The 20,470-nt window shown below is 63.4% G+C and carries 13 protein-coding genes; 8 read left to right on the plus strand and 5 right to left on the minus strand.

The annotated features are described in order from the left end of the window. Positions 1 to 216: 216 nt before the first annotated feature. From RTO53_RS06120 to RTO53_RS06150, 7 genes are all read left to right on the plus strand, one after another. On the plus strand, positions 217 to 2,043 hold the full coding sequence (locus RTO53_RS06120) for a monovalent cation:proton antiporter-2 (CPA2) family protein (RefSeq protein ID WP_312236968.1): 1,827 nt from the start codon (positions 217 to 219) through the stop codon (positions 2,041 to 2,043). Positions 2,044 to 2,192: 149 nt separating this feature from the next. After that, a complete protein-coding gene (folD, locus tag RTO53_RS06125) occupies positions 2,193 to 3,074 on the plus strand; it encodes a bifunctional methylenetetrahydrofolate dehydrogenase/methenyltetrahydrofolate cyclohydrolase FolD (RefSeq protein ID WP_256773954.1) in 882 nt (293 codons plus the stop codon). 229 nt (positions 3,075 to 3,303) lie between these two features. Further along, entirely contained in the window at positions 3,304 to 4,761 is a 1,458-nt protein-coding gene (gene guaB / locus RTO53_RS06130; RefSeq protein WP_312236969.1) for an IMP dehydrogenase, read from the plus strand. Positions 4,762 to 4,872: 111 nt separating this feature from the next. Continuing rightward, positions 4,873 to 6,438, plus strand: coding sequence for a glutamine-hydrolyzing GMP synthase (gene guaA, locus RTO53_RS06135; protein WP_312236970.1), 1,566 nt, complete (start codon positions 4,873 to 4,875; stop codon positions 6,436 to 6,438). Positions 6,439 to 7,646: 1,208 nt separating this feature from the next. Beyond that, positions 7,647 to 9,269, plus strand: a complete 1,623-nt coding sequence (locus tag RTO53_RS06140; RefSeq protein ID WP_312236971.1) for a carbamoyltransferase C-terminal domain-containing protein — start codon at positions 7,647 to 7,649, stop codon at positions 9,267 to 9,269. Positions 9,270 to 9,366: 97 nt separating this feature from the next. After that, the gene (locus RTO53_RS06145) at positions 9,367 to 10,200 is read left to right on the plus strand and encodes a glycosyltransferase (RefSeq protein WP_312236972.1); all 834 of its coding nucleotides are present in this window, start codon (positions 9,367 to 9,369) and stop codon (positions 10,198 to 10,200) included. 27 nt (positions 10,201 to 10,227) lie between these two features. Then, positions 10,228 to 12,345 carry a family 16 glycosylhydrolase gene (locus RTO53_RS06150; RefSeq protein WP_312236973.1) on the plus strand — a complete coding sequence of 706 codons (2,118 nt, stop codon included), beginning with the start codon at positions 10,228 to 10,230 and terminating at the stop codon, positions 12,343 to 12,345. An 822-nt stretch (positions 12,346 to 13,167) separates the two neighbouring features. Here RTO53_RS06150 and lpdA read toward each other — a convergent pair. Genes lpdA through RTO53_RS06170 form a run of 4 tightly spaced genes read right to left on the minus strand, consistent with a single transcriptional unit; the run spans position 13,168 to position 18,220 of the window. After that, complete coding sequence (gene lpdA, locus RTO53_RS06155) at positions 13,168 to 14,574, minus strand: dihydrolipoyl dehydrogenase (RefSeq protein ID WP_312236974.1); 1,407 nt, start codon at positions 14,572 to 14,574, stop codon at positions 13,168 to 13,170. A 3-nt stretch (positions 14,575 to 14,577) separates the two neighbouring features. Next, positions 14,578 to 15,918: a dihydrolipoamide acetyltransferase family protein gene (locus RTO53_RS06160; RefSeq protein WP_312236975.1), complete on the minus strand. Its 1,341-nt coding sequence runs from the start codon at positions 15,916 to 15,918 to the stop codon at positions 14,578 to 14,580. Between the two features lie 3 nt (positions 15,919 to 15,921). Next, the gene (locus RTO53_RS06165) at positions 15,922 to 16,965 is read right to left on the minus strand and encodes an alpha-ketoacid dehydrogenase subunit beta (RefSeq protein ID WP_070473120.1); all 1,044 of its coding nucleotides are present in this window, start codon (positions 16,963 to 16,965) and stop codon (positions 15,922 to 15,924) included. 4 nt (positions 16,966 to 16,969) lie between these two features. Continuing rightward, positions 16,970 to 18,220: a 3-methyl-2-oxobutanoate dehydrogenase (2-methylpropanoyl-transferring) subunit alpha gene (locus RTO53_RS06170; protein WP_312236976.1), complete on the minus strand. Its 1,251-nt coding sequence runs from the start codon at positions 18,218 to 18,220 to the stop codon at positions 16,970 to 16,972. A 261-nt stretch (positions 18,221 to 18,481) separates the two neighbouring features. Here RTO53_RS06170 and RTO53_RS06175 point away from each other — a divergent pair, with 261 nt between their 5' ends. Next, positions 18,482 to 19,393 carry a LysR substrate-binding domain-containing protein gene (locus RTO53_RS06175; RefSeq protein WP_312236977.1) on the plus strand — a complete coding sequence of 304 codons (912 nt, stop codon included), beginning with the start codon at positions 18,482 to 18,484 and terminating at the stop codon, positions 19,391 to 19,393. Between the two features lie 64 nt (positions 19,394 to 19,457). Here RTO53_RS06175 and ftrA read toward each other — a convergent pair whose 3' ends face one another. Continuing rightward, positions 19,458 to 20,456: a transcriptional regulator FtrA gene (gene ftrA / locus RTO53_RS06180; RefSeq protein WP_312236978.1), complete on the minus strand. Its 999-nt coding sequence runs from the start codon at positions 20,454 to 20,456 to the stop codon at positions 19,458 to 19,460. Between the last annotated feature and the right edge of the window lie 14 nt (positions 20,457 to 20,470).

A 20,470-nucleotide genomic window follows, 5' to 3' on the forward strand; every position in this document is an offset into this window, starting at 1 on the left:
GCTGCCTTTGGCGCGGTCTCCGGCCGGGCGAGCAGCCGACCATGGGTCGGCTCTACACGGCTTGCGTGGCGCCACGCGCTGTTTTCGGGACGATATGCCGAGTGCATCGCGTCATCGTTCTGTTTTCGGCACGATAAAACGTAACACGCACGCTACTTCCATCCGAAGCTTTGCCCTATCGTTGTCCCCATCAATGTAGTCCGGGGAAGCAACCGCATGGCGGTGGAAGCAGGTGCCAGTGAACTGGTGAAAGTCGTCGCCCTGCTGGGCGCGGCAGTGGTCATGGTGCCGCTGTTCCGTCGGCTCGGGTTGGGCTCGGTGCTGGGCTATTTCGCCGCGGGCCTGGCGATCGGTCCGTTCGGCTTCGGCTGGTTCGCCGACCCGCAGGCCATCCTGCATACCGCGGAACTGGGCGTGGTGATGTTCCTGTTCGTCATCGGGCTGGAGATGCGCCCTTCGCACCTGTGGGGGCTGCGCAATGAAATCTTCGGCTTGGGCACGCTGCAGATCGTGGTCTGTGGCGCGGTGCTCACCGGGGTGTGCATGCTGCTGGGCCTGCCGGTCAAAGTCGCCTTCATCGGTGCCTTCGGCTTCGTGCTGACCTCCACCGCCGTGGTGATGCAGCTGCTGGCCGAGCGCGGCGACATCGCCTTGCCGTCGGGCCAGAAGATCGTCTCGATCCTGCTGTTCGAAGACCTGCTGATCGTGCCGCTGCTGGCGGTGGTCGCGTTCATCGCACCGGTGCAGGCCGATGCCGGCGAAAGTTCGCGCTGGGTCAGCGTGGGCATCGGTGCCGGCGCGATCGTCGGGCTGGTGCTGGTCGGGCGCTTCCTGCTCAATCCGCTGTTCCGCATCCTGGCCGCGGCCAAGGCGCGCGAAGTGATGACCGCCGCCGCCTTGCTGGTCGTGCTCGGCGCAGCCCTGCTGATGCAGCTGGGCGGGCTGTCGATGGCGATGGGCGCGTTCCTGGCCGGCGTGCTGCTCAGTGAGTCCACCTTCCGCCACCAGATCGAAGCGGACATCGAGCCGTTCCGCGGCATCCTGCTCGGCCTGTTCTTCCTAAGCGTGGGCATGGCGCTGGACCTGACCGTGGTGGCCAACAACTGGCCGCTGATCGTGTCCGGTGTGCTCGCGCTGATGCTCGCCAAGGCGGCGTGCATCTACGCGGTGGCGCGGATCATGGGCAGCGATCACCGCCAGGCGCTGGACCGGGGCGTGGTGATGGCGCAGGGCGGCGAGTTCGCCTTCGTGCTGTTCTCGGCAGCTGCCGCGGCGGGCGTGATCGGGGTGGAAGTCAACGCCAACCTGACCGCGATCGTGGTGCTGTCGATGGCGCTGACCCCGCTGTTCGTGCTGCTGCACGACAAGCTGATGCCCGACCGGGTGATTTCGCTGGAGGGTGTTGAGGCGGCCGATGGCATGTCCGGCAGCGTGCTGATGATCGGCTTCGGCCGCTTCGGCCAGGTCGCCAGCCAGTCGCTGCTGGCGCGCGACGTGGATGTCACGATCATCGACAACGATATCGAGATGATCCAGAGCGCCGAGAAATTCGGCTTCAAGATCTACTACGGCGACGGCACCCGGCTGGACGTGCTGCACGCCTCCGGCGCCGGCGTGGCGCGTGCCATCGCCGTGTGCGTCAACGACAGTGCGCAGGCCGACCGCATCGTCGAACTGGTCGCGCACGAATTCCCGCAGGCCAAGCTGCTGGTGCGTTCCTTCGACCGCGAGCATTCGCTGCGCCTGATCCACGCCGGCGTCGATTTCCAGATCCGCGAGACGTTCGAGTCGGCGGTTGCGTTCGGCGAGGCCGCGCTGATCGAACTCGGTCTGGGGGAAGAGGATGCAGCGACCATCGCCCGCGAGATCCGTCGCCGCGACGCGGAACGTTTCGAGCTGGAAATGGCCGGCGGCGGGCTCATCGCCGGCGCGCACATGACATACGGCAACTCGCTGCCCGGCGTACCCACGCCGACGCCGTTCACCGCGCCCAAACGCAAGGCGCGCACCCTCAACGCGGACGCGTTGCCCGAGGAAGAATGACGATACGGTAGTGCCGGCCGCTGGCTGGCAACCCGGCGGACCCCGACCGGACGGATGCATTCGTCAGCCAGCACCCACCACGACCGGTGGGCGAGGGGGCCTGAATCAGTGACAATGCACGACCGTCGCCCCCACGCCTGCCGCCCTCGATGAGCTCACCGACCCCCGCACCCGCCGCCCCCGCCCGCATCCTGGACGGACGCCGCATCGCCGAAGACCTGCTGGACAGCCTCAAGGTCCGGGTCGATGCCCGTCTGGCCGCCGGTGGCAGCCGCCCGGGCCTGGCCGTGGTGCTGGTCGGCGGTGACCCGGCCTCCACCGTGTACGTGCGCAACAAGCGTCGCGCGGCCGAGAAGGTCGGTATCGAAGCCTTCGATTACGACCTGCCGGCGGGCACCACCGAGGCCGAGCTGCTGGCGCTGATCGATCAGCTCAACCACGATCCCAAGATCCACGGCATCCTGGTGCAGCTGCCGCTGCCGGGCATCCCCGACGCCAGCCGCCTGATCCACCGCATCGACCCGCGCAAGGACGTGGACGGTTTCCACCCGGAAAACGTCGGCCATCTGGCCCTGCGCGAGTTCGGGCTGCGCCCCTGCACGCCGCGCGGCATCGTGACCCTGCTGGGCCACACCGACCAGCCGGTGCGTGGCCGCAACGCCACCATCGTGGGCGTGAGCAACCATGTCGGCCGCCCGATGGGGCTGGAGCTGCTGATCGCCGGCTGCACCGTCACCAGCTGCCACAAGTTCACCCCGCGCGATGTGCTCGAACGCAGCGTGCGTGACGCCGACATCCTGGTGGTGGCGGTGGGCCGCCCGGGCATCGTCCCGGGCGAATGGGTCAAGCCCGGCGCGGTGGTGATCGATGTGGGCATCAACCGCCTGGACGACGGTCGTCTGGTCGGCGACGTGGGCTTCGAGGCCGCTGCCGAGCGCGCCAGCTGGATCACCCCGGTCCCGGGCGGGGTAGGGCCGATGACCGTGGCCACGCTGATGCAGAACACGATTGAGGCGGCCGAAGCGTTCTGAGCCGGGTAGTGCCGGCCGCTGGCCGGCAGCCCTGTAGCGCCGCCGAAGGGTCATGAGGTTGCCGGCCAGCGGCCGGCACTACCGCGGGGTGGCGTTGGCGGATTTATCGGTCGCCTTCCACCGTCCTGAACCGGCGTTTGCCGGCGCGACACAGCGTCGCATCCGCCCCCTGCCCAAGGCGGCCGAATCAGGGTAAAATGTCGCGCTTCCCCACATCTCGGGTATGCCGATGCTGCGCATCCAGGCTGAAGCTCTCACCTACGACGACGTCTCGCTCGTCCCCGCACACTCCCTGATCCTGCCCAAGGATGTCAGCCTGGAAACCCGGCTGACCCGCGACCTGCGGCTGAAGCTTCCGATCCTTTCCGCGGCCATGGACACGGTCACCGAAGCCCGCCTGGCGATCGCCATGGCCCAGCTCGGTGGCATGGGCATCATCCACAAGAATCTGAGCGTGGAACAGCAGGCCGCCGAAGTGGCCAAGGTCAAGAAGTTCGAGGCCGGTGTCATCCGCGACCCGATCACGGTCGGCCCGGAAACCACCATCCGCGACGTGCTGGCCCTGACCCAGTCGCGCAACATCTCCGGCGTGCCGGTGGTGGATGGCGGCGGCCAGCTGGTCGGCATCGTCACCCACCGTGACATGCGCTTCGAGACCGAGCTGGACGATCCGGTCCGCCACATCATGACCAAGAAGGATCGCCTGATCACGGTCAAGGAAGGCGCCGCCTCCGATGAAGTGCTGCAGCTGCTGCACCGCAACCGCATCGAGAAGATCCTGGTCGTCAACGATGAGTTCGCCCTGCGCGGCCTGATCACCGTCAAGGACATCCAGAAGAACACCGACTACCCCAACGCCGCCAAGGACACCGCCACCCGCCTGCTGGTCGGCGCGGCCGTCGGCGTCGGTGGCGATACCGACCGCCGGGTCGAGGCGCTGGTCGCCGCCGGGGTGGACGTGCTGGTGGTGGACACCGCGCACGGCCATTCGCAGGGCGTGCTGGACCGCGTCAGCTGGGTCAAGAAGCACTTCCCGCAGGTGCAGGTCGTCGGTGGCAACATCTGCACCGGTGAAGCCGCACTGGCGCTGCTGGACAGCGGCGCGGACGCGGTCAAGGTCGGCATCGGCCCGGGCTCGATCTGCACCACGCGCGTCGTCGCCGGTGTCGGCGTGCCGCAGATCACCGCGATCGACCTGGTCGCCGAGGCGCTGCAGGACCGCATCCCGCTGATCGCCGACGGTGGCATCCGTTACTCCGGTGATATCGGCAAGGCGCTCGCCGCCGGTGCCTCCACCATCATGATCGGTGGCCTGCTGGCCGGTACCGAGGAATCGCCCGGCGAGACCGAGCTGTTCCAGGGCCGCTCCTACAAGAGCTACCGCGGCATGGGCTCGCTGGCCGCGATGGAGAAGGGGTCCAAGGACCGCTACTTCCAGGACGCTTCCAGCGCCGACAAGCTGGTGCCCGAAGGTATCGAAGGCCGCGTGCCGTATCGCGGCCCGGTCGGCGGCATCATCCACCAGCTGATGGGCGGCCTGCGCGCCACCATGGGCTACGTGGGCTGCGGCACCGTCGAAGACATGCGCAGCAAGCCGAAGTTCGTCAAGATCAGCGGCGCCGGCCAACGTGAGAGCCACGTCCACGACGTGCAGATCACCAAAGAGCCGCCGAACTACCGCGCCTGATGCGGCATGAGCAAAGAGGAACGAGGAAGCAGATTCCCGTTCCTCTTTCTCTATCCGCCGCCGGTAACGACGCTGTGTTTCCCGTATTTACTCCTGCATTGCCCGGGCACCATGACCAACATCCATAACGACAAGATCCTCATCCTCGATTTCGGCTCCCAGTACACCCAGCTGATCGCGCGCCGCATCCGCGAGCTCGGCGTGTACTGCGAGATCTGGGCATGGGACCACAACCCGGCCGACATCGCCGCGTTCGGCGCCAAGGGCATCATCCTGTCCGGTGGCCCGGAATCGACCACGCTGCCAGGCGCGCCTGCCGCACCGCAGGAAGTGTTCGACAGCGGCCTGCCGATCTTCGGCATCTGCTACGGCATGCAGACCCTGGCCGCCCAGCTCGGTGGCGCCACCGAAGCGGCCGACCAGCGTGAATTCGGCCATGCCGAAGTCAACGTCGTGCACCCCGATGCGCTGTTCAAGGGCCTGAGCGACCACGGTGGCGAGCCGAAGTTGAATGTCTGGATGAGCCACGGCGACCACGTCTCCGTCGCCCCGCCGGGCTTCACCGTCACCGCCGTGACCGATCGCATTCCGGTGGCCGCGATGGCCAACGAAGAAAAGCGCTGGTACGGCGTGCAGTTCCACCCGGAAGTGACCCACACCCTGCAGGGCCAGGCGCTGCTGCGCCGCTTCGTGGTGGACGTGTGCGGCTGCGAAACCCTGTGGACCGCCGCCAACATCATCGACGACCAGATCGCCCGCGTGCGCGAACAGGTGGGCGATGACGAAGTGATCCTGGGCCTGTCCGGCGGCGTCGATTCGTCCGTCGTGGCCGCGCTGCTGCACAAGGCGATCGGCGACAAGCTGACCTGCGTGTTCGTCGATACCGGCCTGCTGCGCTGGCAGGAAGGCGACCAGGTGATGGCGATGTTCGCCGAGCACATGGGCGTCAAGGTGATCCGCGTCAACGCGGCCGACCGCTACTTCGCCAAGCTGGAAGGCGTGAGCGATCCGGAAGCCAAGCGCAAGATCATCGGCAACCTGTTTGTGGACATCTTCGATGAAGAGTCCAACAAGTTGAAGAACGCGAAGTGGCTGGCGCAGGGCACTATCTACCCCGACGTGATCGAGTCGGCCGGCAGCAAGACCGGCAAGGCGCATGTGATCAAGAGTCACCACAACGTGGGCGGCCTGCCGGAGCACATGAAACTGGGCCTGGTCGAGCCGCTGCGCGAGCTGTTCAAGGACGAAGTACGTCGCCTCGGCGTTGAGCTTGGCCTGCCGCGCAGCATGGTCTACCGCCATCCGTTCCCGGGCCCGGGCCTGGGCGTGCGCATCCTCGGCGAAGTGAAGCGCGAATACGCCGAACTGCTGGCCAAGGCCGACGCCATCTTCATTGATGAACTGCGCAAGGCGGACCTGTACGACAAGACCAGCCAGGCGTTTGCCGTGTTCCTCCCGGTGAAGTCGGTGGGCGTGGTGGGGGATGCGCGAGCTTATGAGTGGGTGATTGCGCTGCGTGCGGTGGAGACGATTGATTTCATGACGGCGCATTGGGCGCATCTGCCGTATGACTTCCTGGGTACGGTGAGTAACCGGATCATCAATGAGTTGCGGGGGGTGTCGCGGGTTGTTTATGACATTTCGGGGAAGCCGCCGGCGACGATTGAGTGGGAATGAGTTGAAAGCACGAGGGCGCCGAGAGGCGCCCTTTTTCCTTTGTGCTTTCAGGTTGGGCATTCTTCTTATCTGAAGAGGGCGGTCGGAAAGGAGCTGCCTTGAGCGCTCGTCGAAAAGATGAGCCGCTTCAATGCAGCCGAGTACTCCTTCAACAAACTGGAAGCGTGAGGGGGCCGAAACTCAGGCGCTAGATCATCATTGATCTGTTCGCGGAAAACTCCAAAGAAAAATCCACTTCACGGAAGTACCAAGTAGCTTGTGCGTGCCACCAACTAGCCCGACTTAAGCGGGTCGACTGGTGGTAAGAATGGCAAGGCCCACGTGATCAAGAGCTACCATGATGTCGGCCCCTGACCGAGCACATGAAGCTCGGCCTGCAGGGGTAGCCGAAAAAATGTGGCCGTGCGCGCCTTGACGGCACGCCGAGCTCGGAAAGGTCGCGGAAAGCTGCCGAAGGAAGGATGGCGACCGCAGCAACACTACCCCTTGGGAAGCAGATCTTGCGTGAGCATAGCGCGCGGCTCCGACCAGGCCTGGGGCGAAGTTGTTAGCCCATCGCAGGTCGGTGCGACGAAGGCCTGTCAGGAACGAGGTGCCGAGGGCGGCCTGACGCGCAACACAGAGGCTCCTAGCTCGCTCTGCAGTACCGAGGCTTCACCGGTCTGGCTCAGTGCATGCGTGCATAGACGACAAGGGTGCTGTTTCGAATCCCGGCGGGTCACCTGAACCGCCCTCTGTTCGCATATAGATGTCGTCCGAGGCCGTTAGGGTGCCCAAACACTCGAAATGACATTGATTTTTCTAGAAATTACTTGGCGATCCGTGATTTTATGTATGCTCATTGGTGCAAGGGCAAAAGCGCAAGGAGAGTGGGGGTGAAACTGCAGCGAGCGAGGGTGATGAACTGCTTGAAATCATGGGTGCCGCGTCGTTCGATATAGAAATATGTAGATCATGATGGTTACCCTTTGGGGAAAGAAGGGTGGGCGTACTACAGTTCCACCGAAGCCGCAACTAGACTGGGATTTCCCTCGTTGCGCCGCAAAAGTACGCGCGTTTCAGCTCCAGCTAGATTACGATTGGCTTGGTCATGATCGGGACTGTCACCGGAAGTGAAGTCAAATTCGTCCATTATGGTCGTATCCGTCATTGCCATTCATAAATATTGTTGAAACGACGGCATTAACTATTTGGAGGAAGGCCTTGAGATGAAAATTCTAGCCTACAATCCCGGCCATGATGGAGCGGTTGCCCTACTCGAGGACGATCAACTGGTGATGTCGATCGAGGCGGAGAAGGACTCGAATTACCGTTACTCCTCTGTATCAATTCCGGATGTATTGGATGCTTTGGGGGAAGTCGACGATATTCCAGATGTCATCTGTGCAGGCGGGTGGTGGCCTCGAGATCACCATGAATATCTGCACGGATCAAAGATCTATGCTGGGTACCGCGGAATTTCAAATGACGATGTGATCATTAGTCGTAAGCGATTTTTTCAGAAAGAGATCAGGTATTTTTCGTCGTCGCATGAGCGTGCTCATATCCTCTGTGCCTTTGGCATGTCGCCCATACCCAGCGGAACTCCCTGCTACGCACTGGTATGGGAGGGCGCAATCGGTGCGTTCTATGAGATTGATTCTAATCTAAATATTAGGCTGATCGCGGATGTATTGAATCAGCCTGGCAATCGATACGGGCTGCTATACGGGCTCGCCGACCCTAGCTTTCCCAAGGACGGCGAATATCCGCGCACCTCTGACGCCGGAAAGCTCATGGCTCTGGCTTCTTTCTCAAACCGCGGTGTTCCAACTGAGGGTGAAATTGGTCTCATGGAATTTCTACTCGATGGGCCATTTAGAAAGCTAAGCGAGCTCAAACATGGCACGCCTCACTTGAATGTGGGTCTAGATGATCAGGAGTTCAGGAATTTTTCTGGGATCTACAGTGATGCCATCTTCAATAAGTTCTATCGGTTCGCGAAAGCGAATCTAAAGAAAGGGTGGCCGTTGGTGATTTCGGGCGGATGTGGACTCAACTGTGATTGGAATTCAAAGTGGCGGCAGACCGGCCTATTCGCAGATGTTTTTGTCCCCCCTGTCGCAAACGACTCTGGATCCGCAATTGGCACCGCAATCGACGCTCAGTTTCGCTTCACGGGAAATCCGAAGATCGAGTGGGATGTATACAGTGGACTTGCTTTCCGTTCAGGGCGGAATTTCGCCGAAGGGAAATACGAGATTTGGGAGGAGGGATGTGTCGACGTCGCGAGTCTGTTAGCGAACGATCTGATCCTGGGATGGGTCAGTGGAAAATACGAAATCGGTCCCCGCGCGCTTGGCAATCGATCTATCATCGCCGCACCCTTTAAAGGCAGTACCAGGGAGCGTCTAAACGAGATCAAGCAAAGGGAACAATTCCGCCCGATCGCCCCCGTATGTTTGCAGGAGGACGCTGAAGAGCACTTCGGCTGCAATCGCGAAAGTCCGCACATGTTGTTCACTTTCAGGGCCAAGACGGATGCGTTGAGGGCGGTCACTCACGTGAACGGTACGGCGCGAATTCAGACCGTCACCCGTACATCAAATATGCGCCTGTATGAGCTGCTTGTCGCCTTCAAGGCGCTGACCGGCTATGGCGTGCTGTGCAATACTTCGCTCAATTTCAACGGTAGGGGGTTCATCAACAATATTTCCGATTTGGATGAATATGCTGTGAAACATGGGCTAGACGGTTTCGTGGTCGAGGGTCGGGCATATCTGCTGTTAACTTCTTCGAGATACCAAGCATATAGGCAAAAGTTCAGCCTGATTCCGGCTCCTGGGTCATAGTTGCACCAAGTGGATTTGACCCGGCCCGAGAAATAAGAAGTTTTTGCCTGTTGGTATTCTCAGTCAAATCGATAACAGCCAACTGTGAATATAAAAGATGAATTCATACCCAGAGGGTTTCGAGGAAGATCACCGGTTGCGGTCCCTTTTCGTTCGCGACCTTTTACGCTATGAACTCGATGGGGAATTAAGCCCCCGCGATCTTCGTGATTCAATGGAAGTGACGATTCCGAAAACACTGATCAGGTATTGGCATGACGAGAGTGATGTACCAGACGACGTGAACGATTGCCTCAGGAGTTGGGACCGACTGTCGACGGAGGGTGTCGTGCTTCAGATGTTCAACGACACATCTGCTGCAGCATATATCGCGCAGCGATATGGGATTCCGGAGATGACAGCATTCTCGCGCTGCCGCCATCCAGCGATGCGTTGCGACTACTTCCGGATGTGCGCTCTGGCTTGGGAGGGTGGACTCTATGTGGATGCCGACGATGTGCTCTTAGGTGACGATTGGAAGTACCTTTTTCATGACGCGGCGCTCAAGCTGCAGCCGCTGTGCTATGACATTCTGGCTGCTGGAATGGTTCCGGCGACCGAGTTCTGGCAGAGGGATGCAAAGACAGATGAGCGGGTGTTTTACGTAAACAACGATCCCATCGCCGCACCTCCCGGTCATCCTGTACTTCTGCGTGCGCTGGCGAATTCAACAGAGAAGCTCCTGTGCGACGACGGTCTCCCCGAAATTCAGGCTACCACTGGGCCCGGTAACCTCACCGCTGCCTTGGTGGCCCATGCCAGGGATCTGGTCAATGCAAATGCGCCATTCGACTTCGAGTTGCTGAAGGACTGGGATGCCATTGCTGAAACCCGCTGGCACCTGTCTTATCGAGGAGACGCGCGCAACTGGCGGAACATGGATCATGGGTGACATAGTCTTCTCCTCTGGAAACCGCAAATGAATCTGACGGAGGTCTCAAGCGCATTGGGCGGATTCCTGTTTCGGGCGTCGCGCTTGCTTTTTGGACTTCTTCCGAGGTTCAAGATTTCCGCGTTTGGGCCGGGCGCCGATGAAATTGGGGCGATCATTGTCGTTAACCTTGATCGGCAGCCAGAAAGATGGCGGCGTGTAACGCAGGAGCTGAGGCGGTTTCGAACACGCAGCGGAGTTCCGTTGGAAGCCGTTGCAATGCGCTTCTCAGCAGTGGACGCCCGTGACGGGAGTGCCGTTGCACCCACGGCCGACGTTGATCCGATTTACAGCGTTGGTGATCAACTGTTTGTCCAGCCGGATTCTCGGCTTGAGCGTTGCTTTTCCCTTCACGAACCGATCACCATGACGCGACAGGAAGTCGCGGTGGCTAGGTCGCATATTGAGGTTTGGAAGGCCATCGTGGCCGGCGACAACGAGTATGTCCTTGTCCTTGAGGACGATGTTTGGTTTCGATGGAATGCTGCGCTGACGATCTCTCGGGGCTGGCAGGCAGCTCTTCGGCGCAGTAAGGAAGATGGCGGTCCGCGAATGCTCTACTTGTCGTATCAGGATGCAGGAGGTACTGCGGAGCGCATCGATGAATGCGAGTTTCTTTTCCGGCCGGTACGAGGGCTTTGGTTTCTTTCGGGCTACGTTCTTTCTCGGGGTGGCGCGGCCGCGCTGCTTCGGGCAATGCCAGTAGTTGGCCCGGTAGATCTGTGGATGAACTATCGCTTCGGTGAGCTCGGTTCACTCGCACTGCCTTCGCCAGCGATACTACAACGCCACGATGCGGGCTCCGATAACGCCTACTCCGCGCTTCCGTACCTAGCTCGTGCTGGAGCTATCGACGCGCGCAGCTTTCCAGCATCTCCTCCAGAGTCGAGTGCACAAGTCATTATGGTTTGGACGGGGCGTGGAGAGAGAGAGGGTCTAGCGATGGCGCTTGCCATGCTCGGTTTTCGCGTTCGGGTATTTGATGGTGATGAGGAGCCTTTACGGGCAGAAGTAGTGTTGGAGCTCCTCGTCGCGTTTGACGCTCTCGTTGACGTCCCGCTTGCGGCTTGTGCGTTGCATGCTGTAATCGATAAGAGTGATGCAAAATTCTTCGTCGAAGCCGACGGAGTCTTGCCTTCTACAATGCTCATCGATGGCTTGCCGTGCTCAAGAACGGTGCGGCTGATGAATGAACAATCGGGAGACCAGCGCTGGAAGCCGATTTGTGAAGTTCTAGGGATTCCTTTACCTGTGCAGCCGTTCCCCGTCGGCGCCCCAAGAGATCACAGAGTTTTCCGGGATGATCGTCCAGTCACCGGCGAGTCTGCGCTTTCAGGATCGTCTTGGACACCGGCCTTCATGGATGAGTCGCCATGGATTTTGCCGACAAGTAGTCACTGGAGGCCGCGCGCTCCAGGAGGCCGCGCGGCCCCTGCGGCTGGACAATGCCTCGTGCGGGAAGATATGAGGGCGGCCGCGAGTAGTTCCATTGCGGTCATGAACGAAACGTTTCCGGGGAATTTGGCGTCATTCGCAGAAGATGGTTTTGTGTGTGACGAGGAAGGCGCCCACCTATGTCTCGTCAGACGCCTCCGCGACGGAAAGCCGTACTGCTCAGGTGCTTTCGCATCGATTGGGACTTTCCCATATGGACGATTCGAGGCTGAAATGAGGGCCGCTCGAGGGCCGGGCGTGGTCACTGGCTTCTTCCTACACCGTAATGCGCCGCGGCAGGAAATCGACATCGAGATCATGGGGGACGACCCACGGAGCATGCTAGTCAACGTTTACTACAACCCTGGAGACGACTTGGCGGCGATGAATTACGGCTATCGAGGGGCTCCTTGTCGCGTTGAGCTCGGCTTCGATGCCGCTCAGGATTTCCATCGTTACACGATTGATTGGAGGCCTGGACTTATTGTGTGGTCGGTCGACGGAATAGTGGTACATGAGCGTGTTGGATGGGACCCTAGCCCTGTTCCGCATCTGCCGATGCGCTTTTATGGAAATCTCTGGGCTCCGTGTTCTGAGGATCTCGCCGGAAGGATTGATCCGACGACCTTGCCTGCGAGGGCAACGTTCAGGAATGTTGCAGTTTGGACCTGACTCATTACTTGCCAGCTTGGTTGTCGACGCAATTTGCTATTGGTGCTGGAGTGGAGAAAGGGAGGCGCGCTCCGAGAAACTAGTGGAGCATCCTTGCAGCTATGGTTGCACTCCAACTCGGATGCCGTCTCCCAGGGGACATTTCCGTTTCACAACTGGGTATAGGCAGATTTGGTGAGAGCCGTCGTGCTAAAGGCACTCGCGCCTCCGGCCCATCGCGCGGCGTTAGCCGGCCGACAGTGGCTCGGTCGAAGAACAGGCCACGGCCGGAATCGATGACTGGCTCAAGGATGCGGCGCCATTGCTGGCGCGGTTGGCGTATAGCGTGCCTTGTCCGATCTCGGACATGACCTAGGTGCTAGGGCGACGCGGGTGGGTTGGCGGGACTGTAGAAAACTTGGGGCTGGCGTATACGTCGGACGGGTTGGCCGCACGCTTAGCCTGGAATCTTGCCGGATGCGCAGAGCACCGTATTCAGGCTGGTCCTCCCCAAGCCGGATTCACTGCCCATCCCATACGGAGGCGTACTCACGACGTTTGAGGTTCACGAAGATCCAACGTCATCGCAAGGGCTGACGATCTACGCCGCGCATCACCGTGATCGGGCGCTGGGTGTGGCGGGGCGGTTACTGCTTGAAGATCTGGGTCGACGTGTGGTCTCCTGATTAAGTAAATCGTCCGAAAAAGCGCAGCTCGAAATCGCTCGCCTGCCTCCGACAGCCGAAGTCTGGCTGCGGTTCGATGAGCAAAAACAAACGGCCCGCTTTGCGAGCCGTTTGTTTGCGTGCCTGCCAAGGCGTCCGAGCATGGCTCGGACCTACCTCAGATATGCAACGCATGCCCCAACGCACGCAGCGCCGCTTCCTGCACCGCCTCACCCAGCGTCGGGTGCGGATGGATCGTCCCGGCGATGTCTTCCAGCGTGGCGCCCATCTCAATCGACTGCACGAAGGCGATCGACAGCTCCGAGACCTGCACGCCCACCGCCTGCCAGCCGAGGATGCGATGGTCGCTGCTCCGCGCGACGACGCGCACGAAGCCATCGGTGGATTCCAGCGACATCGCACGGCCATTGGCCGCGAACGGGAACAGCGCGACCTTGGTCTCGACGCCCTGCGCCTTGGCTTCGTCCGGTGACAGCCCGACCACCACGATTTCCGGATCGGTGAAGCACACCGCCGGAATCGCGGCCGGCACGAAGTGCCGCTTCTTGCCGCTGACGATCTCGGCCACCAGTTCGCCCTGCGCCATCGCCCGGTGCGCGAGCATCGGCTCACCGGCGACATCGCCGATGGCCCACACGTTGCGCATCGAGGTCTTGCACTGGTCGTCGATCTTGATCGCCTTGCCGGTCAGATCCAGCTGCAGCGATTCCAGATTGAAGCCGTCGGTCTTCGGGCGGCGACCCACCGCGACCAGGATCTGGTCGGCGTCCAGCGCGATTTCGTTACCGTCCTTGTCGCGCACGCGCAGCTGGCCGTTGTCGGCCAGGCCGAGCACGCTGTGGCCGGTCAGCAGCTTCACGCCGGACTTCTCCAGGTGCGTGGCCACCGGCTTGGTCAGCTCGGCGTCGTAGGCCGGCAGGATGCGCTCCTGGGCCTCGACTACGGTGACCTCGCAGCCGAGCTTGCGGTACACCGTGCCCAGCTCCAGGCCGATGTAGCCGCCACCGACGACGATCAACTGCTTGGGCAGCGAGGTCGGCGAGAGGGCTTCGGTGGAGGAGATGACCTTGCCACCGAACGGCAGGAACGGCAGTTCCACCGGCACCGAACCGGTGGCCAGCAGCAGGTGCTCGCAGGTGATGCGCAGCGTGCCGCCGTCTTCGGCGGCGCCGGCGATCTCGACGGTCTTGCCGTCGACGATCGTGGCCCAGCCCTTGATCAGCTGCGCGCCGTTCTTCTTCAGCAGTGCGCTGACGCCGCCGGTGAGCTTCTTGACGATGCCGGCCTTCCACGCCACGGTCTTGGCCAGGTCCAGCGACGGGGCCTGCACGCTGATGCCCAGCGGCGAGGTGCCCGCCGCATACGCGGTGACCTTGGCGAATTCCTCGGCGGCATGGATCAGCGCCTTGGACGGGATGCAGCCGATGTTGAGGCAGGTGCCACCCGGATTGACGCCCTCGACCACGATGGTCTTGACGCCGAGCTGGCCGGCGCGGATGCCGGCGATGTAACCGCCGGGACCGCCGCCGATGATCAGCAACTGGGTTTGAAGGGTATTGGACATCGCTTACTCCACGAACAGCAGGGCCGGGGTTTCCAGGCGCGTACGGATGGCCTGCACGAACTCGGCCGCATCCATGCCATCGACGATGCGATGGTCGAACGAGGACGACAGATTCATCAGCTTGCGCGCCACCACCTGGCCCTCGCGGAACATCGGGCGTTCGATGATGCGGTTCACACCGACGATCGCCACTTCCGGATGGTTGATGATCGGCGTAGAGACCACACCGCCAACGGCACCGAGGCTGCTGATGGTGATGGTCGAGCCGGACAGCTCCTCACGCGTTGCCTTGCCCACACGCACGGCATTGGCCAGGCGCGCGATCTCGGTGGCGGTCTGCCACAGGTCCAGCGATTCGGCATGCGCGACCACCGGCACCGACAGGCCGACCTCGCTCTGGGTCGCGATGCCCAGCTGCACGCCTTCATAGCGGGTGACGATGTTGGCCTGGTCATCGAACCGGGCGTTCATCTGCGGGAAGTCGCGTGCGGCCAGCACCACGGCGCGTGCCAGCAGCGGCAGCAGGGTCAGCTTGCCGCGCTCCTTGGCCCAGCGCTCGTTGAGCTTGGCACGCAGGGCTTCCACTTCCGTGACGTCGATTTCTTCCACATCGGTGCTGTGCGGAATGGTCGTCCAGGACTGCTGCATCTTCTGCGCGATCTTGCGGCGCAGGCCCATGATCGGCACCTGCTGCTCGCCGGTACGGCGTGCGTAGCTGCGGCCGCCGGCACTGCCACCGACCGGCTGCGCCTTGCCACCGGCGGCGGCGTAGGCATCCAGATCGGCCTGCAGGATGCGCCCGCCCGGGCCGGTGGCCGGCACGTAGCGCAGTTCGATGCCCAGGTCCCACGCGCGGCGGCGCACGGCCGGCGAGGCCAGCGGCGCTTCACCGGCGTTGAGCACGCCGTTGGTGACAGCGCCACGCTCGTCGCGCTTGGCGGCAGGGGCGGGGGCGGGCGCTGCGGCGGCCTTGGCCGGGGCGGCAACGGGTGCAGCTTCAACCTCAGCAGGCGCAGGCGCGGGCGCGGCAGCCTTGGGTGCAGCAACCGGCTCGGCAGGCGCGGCGGCAGCCGGCGCACTGGCGGCGCTGGCATTGCCGGCACCGTCCACTTCCAGGCGGATCAACTCGCTGCCGACGGCCATCATCTGGCCGGGCTTGCCGCCCAGCGAGACGACGGTGCCAGCCACGGGCGAGGGGATCTCGACCATGGCCTTGTCGGTCATGACCTCGGCCACGACCTGGTCTTCGGCGACCGGGCCACCGACCTCGACCTTCCAGGTGATCAGTTCGACTTCGGCGATACCTTCACCGATGTCCGGCATCTTGATGACGTGATGTCCCATGGTTCAGTCCTCCAGCACGCGCTGCATTGCATCGATGACCCGGGATGGACCCGGGAAGTAGTCCCATTCCTGCGCGTGCGGATACGGGGTGTCCCAGCCGGTGACGCGTTCCACCGGGGCCTGCAGGTGGTAGAAGCAATGCTCCTGCACCAGCGCGACCAGTTCGGCGCCGAAGCCGCAGGTGCGGGTGGCTTCGTGCAGCACGATGCAGCGGCCGGTCTTCTTGACCGAGGTGACGATGGCCTCCAGGTCCAGCGGCCACAGGCTGCGCAGGTCGATCACTTCGGCATCGATGCCGGCATCTTCGGCGGCGGCCTTGGCCACCCACACGGTGGTGCCGTAGGTGATGATCGTCAGCGCCTTGCCTTCGCGGGCGATGGCGGCCTTGTCCAGCGGGACGTTGTAGTAGCCCTCGGGCACCAGGTTGTCCGGGTACTTGGACCACGCGGTGACCGGGCGGTCGTGGTGGCCGTCGAACGGGCCGTTGTACAGGCGCTTGGGCTCCAGGAAGATCACCGGATCGTCGTTCTCGATCGAGGCGATCAGCAGGCCCTTGGCGTCGTACGGGTTGGAGGGCATGACGGTGCGCAGGCCGGTGGCGTGGGCGAAGATCGCCTCCGGGCTCTGGCTGTGGGTCTGGCCGCCGTAGATGCCGCCGCCGCACGGGGTGCGGAACACCAGCGACGAGGTGAAGCTGCCGCCGGAGCGATAGCGCATGCGTGCCGCTTCGGACACGATCTGGTCGTAGGCCGGGTAGATGTAATCGGCGAACTGGATTTCAGCGACCGGGCGCAGGCCGTAGGCGGCCATGCCGATCGCCGCGCCGGCGATGCCGTTCTCGGAAATCGGTGCATCGAACACGCGCTGCTTGCCGTACTTGGTCTGTAGGCCGTCGGTGCAGCGGAACACGCCGCCGAAGTAGCCCACGTCCTGGCCGAAGACCACCACGTTGTCGTCGCGTTCCAGCATCACGTCCATCGCCGAGCGCAGCGCCTGGATCATGGTCATCGGCGTACCGCCGGTGTTGTTCTGTTCAATCCCGCTCATGTGTTCAGACTCCCAACTGCTGACGCTGGCGACGGAGGTGTTCGGGCATGTCCTTGTAGACGTCTTCGAACATGAGCGCCGCGCCGGGACGGTTGTCGCTGCCGAGCAACCCGTGGGTTTCGGCTTCCTTGAGGGCACGCAGGATCTCGGCATCCAGTTCGGTGCGGAGCGCGTCGTGCTGCTGCTCGCTCCACAGGCCGCGCTTGATCAGGTGCTGCTTCAGGCGGTCGATCGGATCGCCGAGCGGGAACTGCTGCGCGTCGTCGGCAGGGCGGTACTTGGAGGGATCATCCGAGGTCGAATGCGGGCCGGCGCGATAGGTGACCCATTCGATCAGGGTCGGGCCCAGGTTGCTGCGGGCGCGCTCGGCGGCCCAGCGCGAGGCCGCATACACGGCCAGCAGATCGTTGCCGTCCACACGCAGCGACGGAATGCCGTAGCCGACGCCGCGCGCGGCGAAGGTGGTGTTCTCGCCGCCGGCGATGGCCTGGAAGGTGGAGATCGCCCACTGGTTGTTGACCACGTTGAGCACGACCGGGGCGCGGTACACGTGCGCGAAGGTCAGCGCGGCGTGGAAATCGCCTTCGGCGGTGGCGCCATCACCCACCCATGCGGTGGCGATGCGGGTGTCGCCCTTGATCGCCGAGGCCATCGCCCAGCCCACCGCCTGGATGTACTGGGTGGTGAGGTTGCCGGAGATCGAGAAGAAGCCGTAATCCTTGTACGAGTACATGATCGGCAGCTGGCGGCCCTTCAGCGGGTCGGCCGCGTTGGACAGCACCTGGCACATCATGTCCACCATGGGCACTTCCTTGGTGACCAGGATGCCCTGCTGGCGGTAGGTCGGGAACTGCATGTCGTCATCGCGCAGGGCCAGGGTCTGGCCGACCGCGATGGCTTCCTCGCCCAGGCACTGGATGTAGAACGAGGTCTTTTTCTGGCGCTGGGCGATCAGCATGCGGGCGTCGTAGGCGCGGGTCTTGAGCATGGCGTGCATGGCACGCAGCAGCACCGCGTCGTCGATGTCGGCGGCCCAGGGGCCGACGGCGTCGCCGTTGTCGTCCAGCACGCGGATCAGCTGGCCGGTCAGCGGCGCGGTCTGGCTGGCGGCCACGTCCACGGGGGGCTTGTCCACGGCGCCGGCCGGGCTCAGCTTCAGGTAGGAGAAGTCGGTGGCCTGGCCGGGACGGGCGCTGGGCTCGGGCACGTGCAATCGCAAGGGTTCGCGCGTGGCTGGAATATGGGGTGATGACATGTCAGGGGCCTCGCTGGGCATGGGTCATGAAGCTACAGGCTTACCGCCGGCGGGGGGCAACGGTAATGGCGATGTTGACGCGCCGACATCCGGGTGGGATCTCGTCGCGAAGCGGGTAAGGACCAGCGCTTTGAAGGCGGCTGGGGCCATGGCGCATTGCACCCGGTGTGAAGTCTAGAGCCATGGCGGCATATCGTAAATTTGTTTAATAGCGTATGAGGTATTGTTTATTCAGATATCCCCATGCTACGGGAGCGGTGCATGCAAATCCCAGCCAACCTGACCCTGCGCCAGATGCGGTATTTCGCCGAGGCGGCGGAGCTGGGGCAGTTCTCGCAGGCCGCGCGCAAGCTGCACGTCTCCCAGTCGGTGATCACCACCGCCGTGGCCCAGCTGGAGACCGCGCTGGGTCTGAAGCTGTTCGATCGCCTGCCGCACGGGGTCGGCCTGACCGCCGAGGGGCACCGCTTCCACCAGCACGTCCGGCACATCCTGGACACCCTGCAGGATGCGCTGAGCGAGCCGATGTTCCTGGCCAACACCCTGCCGGGCCGGGTCAGGATCGGCGCGTCCTATACCGTGCTCGGGTACTTCCTGCCGAGCCTGCTGGCGCGCTTCAAACGCTCCTACCCGCAGGTGGAGGTCGAGCTGGTCGACATGGACCGGGCGATGATCGAGCAGGGCGTCGGCAGCGGCGAGCTCGATTTCGGGCTGTGCATCATCTCCAACATGGCCGAGCCCTATGTGCTGCGTCGGCAGGTGCTGATCCGGTCGCGTCGCCAGCTGTGGCTGGCCGAGTCGCACCCGCTGCTGCAGCTGCCGGTGATCAGCCCGGCCGACGTCGAGCCGTACCCCTACATCATGCTGACGGTCGACGAGGGACAGGAGTCGGCGATGCGCTACTGGCGTTCGGTCGGGCGCGAGCCCAACGTCGTCTTCCGCACCTCGTCGCTGGAGGCCCTGCGCGGCATGGTCGCCTACGGGTTCGGGGTGAGCATCCTGTCGGACATGGTGTACCGGCCGTGGTCGCTGGAGGGGCGCCGGATCGACGTGCGCACCCTGACCGATGCGGTGCCGCCGATGGACGTCGGCCTGGTCTGGCGCCCGGACGAGGACCTGTCCGCGCCGGCACGCGCGCTGCATCAGTTCCTGGTCTTCGCCTGTGGCGGGTAAGCGCTGACGCTGCCGTCCAACGAGGGCATCGGCGCAGGCCGAGTCCCGATCCGGGCTTCCGTGATCAGCAGCCGGGTCCGCGTGCGGTGGCGGCCTGGCGATGGCGATCGCGATAGAGGGTCGGGCTCAGCGCGGTCTGCCCACGGAAATGCCGGCGAAACGACTCCTGTGAGCCGAACCCGGCCTGCTCGGCCACCCACTGCAGCGGTCGATCGGTGGTTTCCAGCAACTCGCGCGCATACGCCACGCGCTCGCGGATCAGCCAGTCGATGGGCGACAGCCCGGTGGCGTCCAGGAACTGCCGCTGCAACGTGCGCTGACTCAGCGACGCCTGCTCGGCGAGGCTTCGCAGCGAGTGTTCCTCGCGCAGGTTGCGGCGGATCCATTCCATCAACCGCGCCAGCCGCGTGGGCTCGCCCAGTGGAATCGAACGCACCACGCGCTGGCTGCGTTCGGCATCGCGCCACGGTGCCAGCACCAGCCGCTCGGCCACCAGGTTGGCCACGCGCGCGCCGTAATCCTTGCGCACCAGGTGCAGCATCATGTCCATGCCGGTGGCCGAGCCGGCGGAGGTGACGATGCTGCCTTCGTCGACGTACAGCACGTCCTCGCGCACGCTGATGTCGGGAAACTCGCGGGCAAGTGTTTCGGTCAGGCGCCAGTGCGTGGTCGCGCTGCGGCCGTCGAGCAGGCCGGCCCACGCCAGCACGAACGCACCGGAGCAGATCGAGGTGATGCGCGCGCCGCGCTGATGGGCGCGGGTGAGGGCGTCGAGCAGTGCCTGCGGTGGGCGTTCTGCCGGATCGCGCCAGCCGGGGACGACGATGGTGTCGGCATGCTCCAGCGCCTCGATGCCGTGCGGAAGCGCCACGTGGGTGCCGCCGAGCATGCGCAGTGCGCCGGGTTCGGCGGCGCACAGACGCGTGGTGTACCAGGCGACCTCGAGCTCGGGGCGGACGGGGGCGAACAGGCCGACGGCGCAGCCGAACTCGAACAGGCCCTGGCCGTGGCAGGCCACGATGGCGACGGTGGGCTGGACGTGCGGGTCGTGGGGGGCGGGCATGCTTCGATGCTAAC

Origin of the sequence: Stenotrophomonas sp., from assembly GCF_031995405.1 — a bacterium.
Lineage (GTDB): Bacteria > Pseudomonadota > Gammaproteobacteria > Xanthomonadales > Xanthomonadaceae > Stenotrophomonas.